Genomic DNA, 14431 nt, shown 5'->3' with positions numbered 1-14431 from the left:
TTTAAATCTGCGGCTTAGTGTTGCACCTGCCCGCAAATGACCAATCTTTCTTTTATGAGTTTCTGGCTATCTATAATAAAAATTTAAGCATAAGGCGTTGGGTGAGCGCTGTGCAGTCTGTCGTTTTTTTGGCGCTTTCTGGAATCCCGCTTTAAGCAGTGCAATATCCCATCTTAAGCGCAAAGCCAGAATTTATACCAACGCCGTATAATTTATTGCTTATTAATCAATTGAGTATGGATTTTATTTTTTGTCAAGGCCGATAAGTAAAAATTCAGATCCTAAGAATTATCTGATCTTTATGTGAAACATGCAGTGAAAATGAAGCTTTATTGATTGGTTTAAACGATTAAAGTTCACGCTGTTGTTCACTGAAATCTATTTTTCAAAATGTAAGTTGTAAGTTAACCTTCAGTTAAGGTGTTAAGTTTTATCGATGTTTCCCTTACGAATCACATGAGAAAAGCTGACGGTTTAACGCGCTATCAGCCAGTGTAAGGATCGTAAAATGCGCTGCAAATCCGACTACATTCTGATGCTGGAGCCGGTTCACGCTATTTCCGGTGAAGTGGTGGCATGGGAATTGTTGACGCGTTTCGCAGATGATGCAGATACCAATAATAAGCGTAACCCTGACAGGGATGCAGGGTTCTTCAGTCGGCTTTCTGCTGACGAAAAATGGCAGTTATTCCTCCACCAGGTCGAAAAACTTATTCAGCTTTACCATGCGGGGTTTGAGCAGGTCATCAGCGTTAATGTAGACAGAGATATTGTTTCAGGCATTTTTAAAGATGCTGAAATACAAAGAAAACTGGCCGCGCTGACGCGATTACGGCTGGAAATCTCTGCCTTCTTCACCGCACGCTTTAATAGCGCCGACCTGTTGATCCTGAAAGGCGTAGCCAAAATCACGCCGGCCCCGTTATGGCTCGATGACTTTGGTCCGGGTTATTCCAACCTGACCATGCTCGATAGCGGAATATTCGACATCGTCAAGATTGATAAAAAATTTTTTTGGCAATTTGGCGAAGATCGCACTTTCGACATTCTGCTCGACCACCTCAATCAATTATGTCGCGGCGTGATTATTGAGGGCGTTGAACATCAACGTCAGGTTGATTTGCTGTCGCAAAAATCAATTTACGGCATGCAAGGCTACCACTGGAAGAGCGTCTATCTCACTGATTTGTTGGCGCAAGTCTGAAAAGAGTTCGGCAGAGCTATTTTTCGCACGGGCGGCAAATAACGACTCAGCGCGTTTTCACTGTGCCTCTGGCAGATGAAACCGGCCTGGAGAGGATGTGAGTAATTCATTGAATTATTCGCGAAGAATACCGGTGTCTGGCGATACCGGGCATTTTTATGGATGCCATTAAGCTTATAACTGCGCGGGATATCGATAAAATGAACAATATCTCTGTAACGCCTAAAGGCGGAACGATTGCTACTGAAGTGAGCGGTAATCAGGTTAATTTGACTGCTCCCAGTGTGGTTAAGCTCAACCTTAATCAGGCTGATATTAAGTCTTTCACACGCAATGGTAGTGATTTAGTGGTCACCACTAAATCCGGTGAAGTCGTTGTTATTCATAAATTCTACGATGCTAACGGCGACAGCGATCTGGTGCTGCAGGACGACAAAGGCGCGCTGTGGTGGGTGGAAGATCCCGGCACAGAAGGCTTCCAGTTTGTCTCTATCGACAGCACGGAAGGGCTGTTAGCGGAAAACGTCACGGGTGACGGCACACTGACCGCCTTTGGTATCGCCGGCGCCGCGCTGGCCGGTATCGGTGCGCTGATCGCCGGTAACAACGGCGGTGGCGGCGGCGGCGGTGGGGATAACGGCGGCGGCGACAATGGCGGCGGCGGTGATACCACGGCACCGGCGGCAGTCAGCGATCTGCTGATCACGGATAACGCGGGCAGCGTGCAGGGCGCTATCACGGGCGGCACCAGCACCGATGACAACACGCCTACGCTAAGCGGCACGGCCGAAGCGGGGACCATTGTCAGTATTTACGACGGCACCACGCTGCTGGGTACGGTCACCGTCGGTGCCGATGGCCGCTGGAGCTTCACGACACCCGCTCTGGGTGAAGGGCAGCACAGCCTGACGGTTACCGTTACCGATGCTGCCGGCAACACCAGTCCGGCCACCAGCCCGGTTGATTTCACTGTCGATACGCAGCCACCGGCAGTGGCCACGGACGTGTCCCTGACCAACAACAGCGGCGGCAGCACCACGCCGGTACCAAACGGATCGAGCAGCGATGACAACACGCCGACCCTGAGCGGCCGCGGTGAAGCGGGCGCTGTGGTCAGCGTTTACGATGGTCAGACGCTGCTCGGCACGGCGCTGGTGGGCGCGAACGGCAACTGGAGTTTTACCACGCCAGCGCTGAGCAATGGCAGCCACAGCCTGACCGTGACGCTGACGGACGCTGCCGGCAATGTCAGCGCTGCGTCCTCGCCGTTTGTGGTGACGATTCAGGCGGGCCTGCCGTCAACCAGCAGTTCGCTGCAAATTACCGACGATAGCGATGCCACGCTGCGCACGCTGAGCGATGGCGCCAGTACCAAAGACAGCACGCCGGTGCTGAGCGGCCTGGCGAGCGCTAACGCCGTCATCACGCTGTACAACGGCACCACGCTGCTGGGCAGTACTATTGCCGACGGCAGCGGTCAGTGGCGCTTCACTCCCGCCACGCTGGCAGATGGTACTTACGCGTTCCGCGCGGTTGCCACCGACGCCGCCGGTAACGTCACCACCTCCGTCACCCTGACGGTCACCATTGATACCGTGGCGCCCGGCGCGGCAGGCGATCTGCTGCTGACCGGCGACAGCAATGGCACGGTGACGCCGATTGCCGCCGGCGGCAGCAGCAATGACAACACGCTGGTGCTGAGCGGCACGGCAGAGGCCGGCAGCACCGTTACGGTACGCGATGGCAACGTCGTGCTCGGCACGGCTATCGTCGGCAGTAACGGCAGCTGGAGCTTCACCACGCCAGCGCTCAGCGACGGCAATCACAGCCTGACTACCACGGTAACCGACAGCGCCGGCAACACCGGTCCGGCATCAGCGGCTATCGTGGTCACCGTCGATACCACCGCACCGGCGGCGATCGGCGATCTGCAGGTGATCGACAACGTGGGTGCCAGCCAGGGCCCGCTGACGTCGGGCGCTACCACCGATGACAACACTCCTACCCTGAGCGGCAGCGGCGAAGCCGGTGCGCTGATCAGCATTTACGACGGCAGCACGCTCCTGGGCAATACTCTTGTCGGGGCCAACGGCAGCTGGAGCTTTACCACGCCAGCGCTCAGCAACGGCAGCCACAGCCTGACCGTTACGCAAACCGATGCGGCGGGCAACGTCAGCAGCGCGACCGCGGAATTTGTGGTCAATGTGGACGCTGCACTGCCACCCGCCAGCGCCAGCATTGAGCTGGTGGGCGACAGCGGCAATACCCTCGTCTCACTGCAAAACGGCGCCGTCACCAATGACGACAGCCCGACCCTCGCCGGCCTGACCCGGGCGGGCAGCCTCGTCCGCATCTTTGACGGCGGCGAGCTGCTCGGCAGCACCACAGCCGACGGCAATGGGCAGTGGAGCTTTGCCCTGAGCAACCTGAGTGAGGGCGGCCACGCGTTCAGCGCCACCATTACCGACGTTGACGGCAATGTGATTGACACCGTCACCCTGAACATTACGGTTGATACCACGCCACCGGCGGCAGCCAGCGATCTGGCACTGCTGAACGATGCCGGCAGTACCGCACAGCCGGTGACGGGCGGCAGCGCGATCAACGATGCGACACCGCTGCTGAGTGGCACGGCGGAAGCCGGCAGTATTGTCACGATTCGCGATGGCAACACCGTTCTCGGCAGCGTCAGCGTGGGCAGTAACGGCAGCTGGAGCTTCACCACGCCAGCGCTGGGCGAGGGCAATCACAGCCTGAGCACTACGGTGACCGATGCCGCCGGCAACGTCAGCCCGGCATCAACGCCGATCGCCTTTAGCGTTGACACCACCGCCCCTGCCGCCGTCAGCGGCCTGCAGGTGACGGATAACGCGGGCAGCGCCACCGGCGCGCTGGCTTCCGGCCAGACCACCGACGATCGCACGCCAACCCTGAGCGGTTCGGCAGAAGCGGGCGCGGTGGTGCGTATCTATGACGGCACCACGCTGCTCGGTAGCGTTACCGCCGGCAGCAACGGCAGCTGGAGCTTTACGCCAGATGCGCTCACCAACGGGCAGCACAGCCTGACCACCACGGTGACTGACGCGGCCGGCAACGTCAGTCCGGCATCGCCGGTGTTCACAGTCAACATCGAGGCGGGCGTGCCAGCCACCAGCAGCCTGCTGATTGTCACCGATGATAACGGCAGCACGCTGGTCGAACTGGCCAATAACGACAGCACCACCGACAGCACGCCGATTCTCAGCGGCCAGGCCGGGGCGGGCGATCTCGTCACCCTGTACAACGGCAGCACGGTATTGGGCAGCGTGGTCGCGGGCAGCAACGGACAGTGGAGCTTCACGCCAGCGGCGCTGGCCGACGGCACCTACGCGTTCCGCGCCAGCGCCGATAACGGCAGCGGCACGGTGACGGATTCGCCGGTAATCACCATCACCATCGACACCGTCGCGCCCGCAGCACCGACTGGCATCCAGCTGACCAACGATGACGGCGATCCGCTGGGCACTGGCAGCACTAACGTCTCTGCGCCAACCCTGAGCGGCAGCGGCGAAGCCGGCGGTGTGGTCATTATCTCTGATGGCGGTACGGTGATTGGCAGCACCACGGTGGGCAACGATGGCAACTGGAGCTTCACCACGCCGCCCCTCAGCGATGGCAGCCACAGCCTGACCAGCACCGTGACCGATGCGGCCGGCAACACCGGACCGGCGTCAACACCGGTAACCGTCACCGTCGATACGCAGGCACCGGCGGCGGCAGGCAATCTGCAGCTCAGCAATGGCGACGGCACACCGATTGCCGCAGGCGGCAGCACTAATGACACCACGCCAACCCTGAGCGGTACCGCTGAACCTGGCAGCACCGTGACCGTCAGCGACGGCGATACGGTGCTGGGCACGGCGACGGCAGGCAGCGACGGCAGCTGGAGCTTCACCCCGACCGATCCGCTTAGCGAAGGGCAGCACAACCTGACGTCCACCGTTACCGACACGGCGGGCAATACCGGGCCGGGCAGCACGGCGGTGATTGTCATCGTCGATACCAGCGCCCCTGCCGTGGCCAGCGAGCTGTTGCTCAGCAACGACCAGAGCGGTACACCGGTGCCGGTCAGCAATGGCCTCACCAATGACACTACGCCGGTGCTCAGTGGCCGCGCGGAACCGGGCAGCACCGTGACCATTTCCGATGGCGATACGGTACTGGGCACCGCCACCGTCGGCAACGACGGCAGCTGGAGCTTCACTGCACCGGTGCTGGCAGCGGGCGACCATAGCCTGACGGCGACGGTGACCGATACCGCTGGCAATACCAGCGAACCCTCGGCCGCCCTCAGCTTTACCATCGATACCACCACGCCAGCCGCGCCGGGCAATGTGCAGCTCAGTGATGATCAGAGCGGCACGCCGGTGCTGATCACCAGCGGTGCCACTAACGACACCACGCCGGTCCTGAGCGGCAGCGGCACCGCCGGCAGCACCATCACCGTCTCGGATGGCAATACCGTGCTGGGCACCACCACGGTTAACGACGACGGCAGCTGGAGCTTCACGCCAGCCACTGCGCTGGGCGAGGGGCAGCACAGCCTGACGGCGACCGAAACCAGTCCGGCTGGCAATACCAGCGCACCTTCTGCTCCGCTGGAGGTGAACATCGATCTCACCGATCCGGCGCCCGCCGCAGACTTGCTGCTGGTTAACGATCAGGGCGCAACGCCGCTGCCGATCGCGGCGGATGGCGTCACTAATGACACCACGCCGTTGTTCAGCGGTAGCGCGGAGCCGGGCAGCCTCGTCGCGATTTACGACAATGGCAGCGTGATTGGCTCGGCGCAGGCCGATGCAAACGGCAACTGGAGCTTCACGCCGGATCCGGCACTGGAGGCGGGCACGCATAGCCTGACCACCATTGTCACCGACACGGCGGGCAACAGCGGGCCGGCGTCTGATGCGTTTGATTTCACTATCGATCTCACCACGCCGTCTGCCGCCGTTGATGTCGTGCTGAACAACGATAACGGCGAGACGCCGCAGCCGATTAACAGCGGCACCGCGACCAACGACACCACGCCGCAGCTGAGCGGCACCGCCGATGCCGGCAGTACCGTCACCATCCTCGATGGCAACACGGTACTGGGCAGCGTGCTGGTGGGTGCCGGTGGCACATGGACCTATGCGGTACCGACGCTGAGCCAGGGCGAACATAGCCTGACCACCACGGTTACCAGCCCGGCGGGCAACGTTAGCGCACCGTCAGCGGCAATTGATTTTACCGTGGATACCACGGCACCGGCCGAGCCGACCGGCCTGCTGCTGGTGAACGATGAGGTTGATCCGGCCGTACCGGTGGCCTCTGGCGGGGCGACCAACGACACCACACCAGTGTTGAGCGGTAGCGCCGAGCCTGACAGCGTGGTGATCGTGCGCGACAACGGCGTGATCATCGGCTCGGCTACCGCCGGCAATGACGGCAGCTGGCGCTTCACGCCTGATACCGCCCTGGAAGCGGGCAGTCACAGCCTGACGGCCAGCGTCACCGATCCGGCAGGCAACGTCGGGCCGGAGTCCGCGCCGTACACCTTCACCGTTGATCTTACGCCACCGGCAGCACCAGTGGACGTGGTGCTGAGCAATAACGATGGCAGCACGCTGGTGGCGATTGCCGCCAATGGCGCGACCAACGACACCACGCCGCAGCTCTCCGGCAGCGCCACGGCGGGCAGTATCATCACTGTCTACGATGGCGACAGCACAACGCCGATCGGTTCTGTGACCGTGGGCGCCGATGGCAGCTGGCAGTTTGTTACCGGTACGCTGGACGAGGGCGATCACAGCCTGACGGTAACGGTGACTGATGCGGCGGGTAACGTCAGCGATCCTTCCGCGCCAATTAGCTTTATCGTGGATACCACGGCGCCGGACGCGGTCGTCGATCTGCTGCTGGTGAACAACAATGTCGATCCGGCCACGCCAATCACCTCAGGCAGCAACACCAATGACAGCACGCCGCTGCTCAGCGGAACGGCGGAGCCGAACAGCATCATCATCGTCTATGACGGACAGACGCCGATCGGCACGGCGACGGCAGATAACGACGGCGCATGGACCTTCTCACCTGAACTGACCGATGGCTCGCACAGCCTCAGCGTGACGGTTACTGACGTCGCCGGCAATGTCAGCGCACCGAGCGCCAGCGTGGCGATCACCGTCGATACCGTAGCACCGTCGGCGGTCACCCAGCTGAGCGTCGCCAGCGACAATGGCAACGGCGATCCGGTCATCATCCCGAACGGCGGCTTAACCAGTGACAACACGCCGGTGCTGAGCGGCAGCGGCGATCCGGGCAGCCTGATTGTGATTACCTCGCAGAACGGTCCGGTGGGCAGCGTCACTGTGGGCAGCAGCGGCAGCTGGAGCTTCACGCCGGCCAGCGCGCTGAGTGACGGCAGCTACACCTTAACCGTTGTGGCGCGCGACGCGGCGGGCAACGTCAGCGCGCCGGTCACGGCACAGCTGGTGATTGACGCCACCGCACCGGATCAGGTGACGGAAATCAGTCTCTCCAATGACAACGGCAGTGCGCTGGTAGATATTCCGTCGGGATCGACCACCAGCGATACCACGCCGTTGCTGGCGGGCGTTGCTGAGCCGGGCAGCACGGTGAACATTCTGGATAATGGCGCGCCGATTGGTACGGCGATTGCGGGCAGCGACGGCGCGTGGAGTTTCAACGTGCCAACCCTCACCAACGCGGCGCACAGCCTGACGGTGACGGTCACCGATGCGGCCGGTAACACCGGACCGGCGTCGGCACCGATTACCTTTACCGTGGATAGCCAGGCTCCGGCCCAGGCCACGCTGGAAGTGAATAACGACAACGGCACCGATCTGGTACTGGTGCCCGATGGCACCTTTACCAATGACAACACGCCACGCCTGAGCGGTACGGCGGAGGCTGGCAGCCTGGTGACTATTTACGATGGCAATGTGGTGCTGGGTTCGACCACCGCCAATGCGGACGGCGAATGGGTGTTCCTGTCGCCCGTGCTCACCGATGGTCAGCACACCCTGACGGCCACGGTGACGGACAGCCTCGGCAACGTCAGTGCGCCGTCTTCCAGCTTCACCGTTCAGGTTGATGCCACGCCGCCGCAGCCGGTCAGCGCCGTGCTGCTGCAGAATGACAACGATCCGGATAACCTTGTCACCATCGCCAACGGTGGCGCCACCAACGACAACACGCCGCTGCTGAGCGGCAGCGGTGAGCCGGGTGGTCTCGTCAACGTGTACAACGGCAACGTGCTGGTGGGGTCGGCGACGGTGGACAGCGAAGGCAACTGGAGCCTGAATACGTCGCCGCTGGATAACGGCAGCTATACGCTGACGGTCGTCGTCAGTGACAGCGCGGGTAACGTCAGCGACCCGGTGAGCGTTGGCGTGACGGTTAACACCGTCGGGCCGGATCCGGTGCTGTCGTTTGAGGTCAACGCCAATAACGGTCCGACCGCACTGCCGCTGGTGGATGGCAGCTTTACCAACGACACCACGCCGGTACTGAGCGGAACGGCGCAGGCCGGTGCCATCATCAATCTGTTGCAGGACGATACGGTGATTGGCTCGGTGGTCGCCGATGCCAATGGCGTATGGCGCTTTGAAACCAGCGCGCTGCAGGATGGCAGCTACGCCTTCTCGGTGCAGGTGGTGGATGCCGCTGGCAACGTCAGCGAGCCGGTGGGTCCGGTGAATGTCACCATCGATACGCTGGTGCCAGACGCGGTTCCTGACCTGGTGGTCGCCGATAACGTGGGCGGCACGACGGGCCCGCTGGATGACGGCGCGTCGACCGATGACAACACGCCAACCCTGAGCGGCACGGCAGAAGCCGGCAGCACGGTGAGCATCTACGATGGCACCACGCTGCTGGGCACTGCGCTGGCCGGCTCGGGCGGGGCCTGGAGCTTTACGACCGCAGCGCTCAACAACGGACCTCACAGCTTCACCGTGACCGTGACCGATGCGGCGGGCAACGTCAGCACGGCGACGCCGGCGTTCAGCCTTAACGTGCAGGCCGATCTGCCGCCAGCTACCTCGACGCTGCAAATCACTGACGACACGGGCACGACGCTGGTGACGCTGGCAGACGGCGCGGTAACCCGCGACACCACGCCAACGCTCAGCGGCTTTGCCGAAGCCGGTCAGCTGATTCGTATTTATGACGCTAATACGGATGCGGTAATCACCAGCGTTACGGCGGATGCTAACGGCCAGTGGAGCTATACGCCGACGCTGGCTGAAGGCAGCTACGCATACTACATTACCGCGCAAAACCCTGGCGGTGATGAGGGGACGCCATCGGCTACCCTCGGCTTCACCGTGGATATCACCGCGCCGGCGGTGGCTGCTGATGTGGTGATCAGCAACGATCGCAGCGGCACGGCGGTGCCGATTAGCGACGGCAGCGTCATCAATGACAACACGCCGGTACTCAGCGGCAGCGCCGAAGTGGGCAGCCTGGTCACGGTGTACGATGGCAACACCGCTATCGCGTCGGTTACCGTGGGCGCGGGTGGAAGCTGGACGCTGACCACGCCTGCATTGAGCGAAGGGGCGCACGCGCTGAGCGTGGGCGTCAGCGATGCGGCGGGTAACAGCAGTGCTCTCACCCCGGCACTTAACTTCACTGTGGACAGCATCGCACCGAACGCTTCGACGCTGGTCATCACCAACGATGATACCGCGCAGCCGGTGCTCAACGGCGGCTTCAGCAGCGATGCCACGCCAACCCTGAGCGGCGTAGCGGAAGCAGGCAGCACGGTCACCATCCTCAACAATGGTGATGTGCTGACCACGCTGACCGTGCCGTCCGGCGGCAACTGGAGCTACACGCCAGCGACAGCGCTGATTGAAGGTTCGCACACTCTGAGCGTTTCGGTGACCGATGCGGCGGGCAACGTCAGCACCAGCACCAGCGCGACGGTGATCGTTGATACCCTGGCGCCGGACGATCTGACGCTCACGGCCAGCAACAACAACGGCAGCACGCCGGTGACGATTGCTGACGGCGGTACCACTAATGACAACACGCCACTGTTACGCGGTGTGGCAGAAGCGGGCAGCGTGGTGACCATTCGCCTCGATGGCGATGTGGTGGCCTCGTTAACGGTCGGCAGCAGCGGTAACTGGAGTTACACCTCTGCGGCACTGAGCGACGGCAGTCACACCTTCAGCGTCACGGAAACGGACGCGGCGGGTAACACCGGCGAGGCGCTCAGCGTGACGCTGATCGTTGATGCGACGCCACCGCTGGTGGCCACCAACCTGACCATCACTAACGATGTTACCGGCGTCAGCATACCGGCTGGCGGCGCGACTAACGACACTACGCCAACGCTGAGCGGCAGCGCCGAGGCCAACGCCACGGTTAGCGTTTATGACGGCAACACATTGCTCGGCACGGCGCAGGTGAACGGCAACGGCGCGTGGAGCTTTGTCTCACCGACGCTGGGTAACGGCGCGCATGCGCTGAGCGTGGCGGTCACCGATGCGGCGGGCAATACCGGCCCGCGCACCACGCCGGTGACCATTACCGTCGATACCGTTGCGCCGGGCGCGGCCACGCTGGTGGTCACCAACGACGTCAGCGGCAGCGTCATCCCGAATGGCGGCGTCACCAGTGATAGCACGCCGGTGCTGAGTGGCCGGGCGGAGGCGGGCAGCATCGTCACCGTGCTGGATGGCACCACGCTGGTCGGTTCCGCGCTGGTGGGCAGTGATGGTAACTGGACGCTGACGCCAGCCACGGCGCTGAGCGAAACGCTCCATACGCTCAACGTCACGGTCACCGATGCGGCCGGTAACGTCAGTGCCACCACCAGCGCCACGCTGGTGATCGACACCACGCCGCCGGTGGCTATCACCGGGCTGGCAGCGGTGAACAACAACGGCAGCACGCCGGTGGCGATTGCGGCGGGTGGCGTCACCAATGACAGCACGCCACGCCTGAGCGGTACGGCGGAAGCCAACAGCATCGTGACCATCCGCGATGGTGATACGGTGCTGGGTTCGGTAACCGCGGCCAGCAACGGCAGCTGGAGCTTCGTCACTGGCACCTTGTCTGACGGTTTACACACCTTCAGCGTGACGGCCACCGATGCGGCAGGCAATACCGGTCCCGCAGCGTCCCTGGCTCTGACCGTCGACACCGCGCCGCCGCTGGCGGCAACCGGACTGACGCTGACCAACGACGTCACCGGTGTGGCTATCGTTAATAACGGAGTCACCAACGACAGCACGCCGACGCTGCAGGGCACGGCGGAAGCGAACGCAATTGTCACGGTTTACGATGGCAACACGCTGCTCGGAACGGTGCAGGCTAACGCCAGCGGCAGCTGGAGCTTCGTCTCGCCGACGCTGAGCAATGCCGCCCACGCGCTGAGCGTGACGGTGACCGACAGCGCGGGCAACGTCAGTCCCCGTTCCGAGGTGATTAACCTCACCGTGGATACGGTGGCGCCAGCGAACACCAGTCTCACCATTATTAATGATGCGACCGGTGCCACCATCGTCAACGGTGGTGCGACCAACGACACCACGCCAACGCTGCGCGGCAGCGTCAGCGCGGCGGAGGCCGGGGCACGCGTCACCATTCTGGACAACGGTCTGGCACTGGGCACGGCGATTGTACAGGCGGACGGTAGCTGGAGCTTCACGCCACTGGCGGCGCTGAGCGCCGGTCCGCACCCGATCACGGTGACGGTAACGGATGCCGCAGGTAACGTCAGCGGCACCACCGCGGCCACGGTGATCATCGATACCACGGCACCAGCGGCCATCACCAATCTGCTGGCGCTCAACAACAACGGCAGCACGGCGGTGACCATTCCGAATAATGGCGTCACCAACGACAGCACGCCGCTGCTGAGCGGCAACGGCGAGGCGGGCGCGCGCATCACGGTGTACGACGGCACTACATTGCTGGGCAGCACCACGGTGGGCAGCAACGGCAGCTGGAGCTTCGTGGTGGGCAACGCGCTGAGCAACGGCAGCCACACGCTGAACGTGACGCAGACCGATCCGGCGGGCAACGTCAGCCCGCAGGTGTCGACCACGCTGATCGTCGACACCGTGGTGCCGGTCGCCAGTACGCTGACCATTATTGATGACATCAGCGGTACGCCGGTGACGCTGGCGAACGGCGCCTTTACGCGCGATACCACGCCAACGCTGCGCGGCACCACGGAAGCGGGTGCCGTGGTCACCATCTACGACGGTGCCAGCGCCATTGGTTCTGTGACCGCGGGGAGTGATGGCAGCTGGAGCTTCACCACCGCCACGCTGGCGAACGGCGCGCACACGCTGAGCACCACGGTGACCGATGCGGCGGGTAACGTCAGCACCGGCAACATCACGGCGACGGTGAATGTCGATACCCTGCCTCCGGCGGCGGTAAGCGGGCTGGCGATCAACAGCGCCGGTACCCTTGTCACCGGTAGCGGTGAAGTGGGGGCCACGGTGACGGTGCGCGATGCCAGCGGCAACGCGCTCGGCACCACCACGGTCGGCAGCGGCGGCAACTGGTCGGTGACGCTCACCACCGCGCAGATCACCGGTGCGCCGCTCTCGGTGATCCAGACGGATCGCGCCGGTAACGTCTCGCCGGGGGCCTCGCTGACCGGTGCGATTCGCATCGTAGCGACCAACGACAGCAACGAGGTGGATTACACCAGCACGCAGGCAACGGTGAACAACGGTACGGTCAACTCGTCGCACACCGCGCTGCTGACCGTGGGGCTGGGTACGGTGCTCAATGCCAGCGTACTGAACAACGGTAATGCTTACCTGTTCAGCGTGGGTAACGATGACAGCCGTACCGTGACGCTCAACGGTTCGGTGACCAGTCTCGGCGTGGCCGCCAACTATTCGTTAAACCTGTACGAACAGCAGGCGAACGGCTCGTGGCAGTTGATCAGTATTAAGACCAACTACATTAACGCGCTGCTGACGATCGGTACGCTGAAAGGGGCAAACGTCACCTATACCGGACTGGGGACCGGCAACTATGCGGTGGTGGTGGCAGCCACCACCAACATTAGCGTGTTGCCAACCACCACGGTAAGCACGGTGTCGGATTTCACCACGCTGGCGGTCACCACCGCTGCGACGGTCACCGGTAACCTGCTGACCAACGACACCAGCTCGATCGCCGGGACGATTCCGTCCGGCACGGCGGTGGCGTCGGTGGGCAGCAGCGCGGTGGCGTCCAGCGGCAATACGGTGATCAACACCACCTACGGTACGCTGACCATTGATGCGAAGGGTAACTACACCTACACGCTGAAGGCCGGGCTGGATATCGATACCCTGCCATCCGCAGACACCTTCACCTACTCGGTGCGGGATGCCAGCGGTGCAGTGACCTCGGCGACGCTGACGGTGACGCTGCATAACGGTGCGGCCACCGCGCTGTTCGCCACCACCAGTCTGGCGGCGGAAACCACCACCAGCAGCGAGCACGATGCCAGCGGCAGCATCTGGGGAGACAGCAACGTCAGCCACAGCGGCACGCTGAGCATCCTCAATGAGCACGGCGATCTCACCACCGTGAGCAGCGTGGGCAGCACGGCGGTGGCCGGGGACTTTGGTGTGCTGACCATCGCCGCCAACGGTAGCTATACCTATACCCTGAACGCGGATGTGAATATCCAGAACATCACGCATAAGGAGGTGTTTACCTACACCCTGGCGTCGTCCGACGGCACCATCACCAGCAACACCTTTACCATTGAGCTTCACCCGACCATCACGGGCAGCGCCGCGGCTGACAGCCTCACCAGCAGCGCCTACGACGACACCATTACCAGCGGTGCCGGCGCAGATACGCTGGTTTACCACCTGCTGAGCAGCGCAGATGCCACCGGCGGCAACGGTCACGACACCTGGACCGACTTTAACGTCGCGCAGGGTGACAAGATCGACGTCAGCAGTCTGCTGATCGGCTGGAATGATTCCACCAGTAATATCAATGACTTTGTGAAAGTGGATCATACCGCGGACGGCAATACGGTGTTGTCGATTGACCGTGACGGCAGCGGCACGGGGTACAGCAGTACGCAGCTGATTACCCTGGAAGGCGTAAACGTCTCACTGGAGGAGTTGCTGCAGCAACCGCATCAAAACCACACGGCTTAGTGGGTGTAACGCAGGGAAGCATAACGGGCACAGGGAGGTGCCC

Annotated in this window: 2 protein-coding genes; both read left to right on the top strand. The window is 62.3% G+C overall.

The annotated features are described in order from the left end of the window. Nucleotides 1–508: 508 nt before the first annotated feature. Entirely contained in the window at nt 509–1204 is a 696-nt protein-coding gene (locus tag KOL70_RS20560) for an EAL domain-containing protein (protein ID WP_058776232.1), read from the top strand. Nucleotides 1205–1404: 200 nt separating this feature from the next. After that, nucleotides 1405–14388: an Ig-like domain-containing protein gene (locus KOL70_RS20555; protein WP_215481495.1), complete on the top strand. Its 12984-nt coding sequence runs from the start codon at nt 1405–1407 to the stop codon at nt 14386–14388. Nucleotides 14389–14431 lie beyond the last annotated feature (43 nt).

This window comes from Pantoea sp. B270, assembly GCF_018726825.1.
GTDB lineage: Bacteria > Pseudomonadota > Gammaproteobacteria > Enterobacterales > Enterobacteriaceae > Pantoea > Pantoea dispersa.
This window is presented reverse-complemented; position numbering and strand designations above follow the sequence as displayed.

What these genes read in the sequence shown, in the direction of transcription:
- KOL70_RS20560 (WP_058776232.1), top strand. Translation starts at nt 509, where the DNA reads ATGCGCTGCAAATCCGACTACATTCTGATGCTGGAGCCGGTTCACGCT.
- KOL70_RS20555 (WP_215481495.1), top strand. Translation starts at nt 1,405, where the DNA reads ATGAACAATATCTCTGTAACGCCTAAAGGCGGAACGATTGCTACTGAA.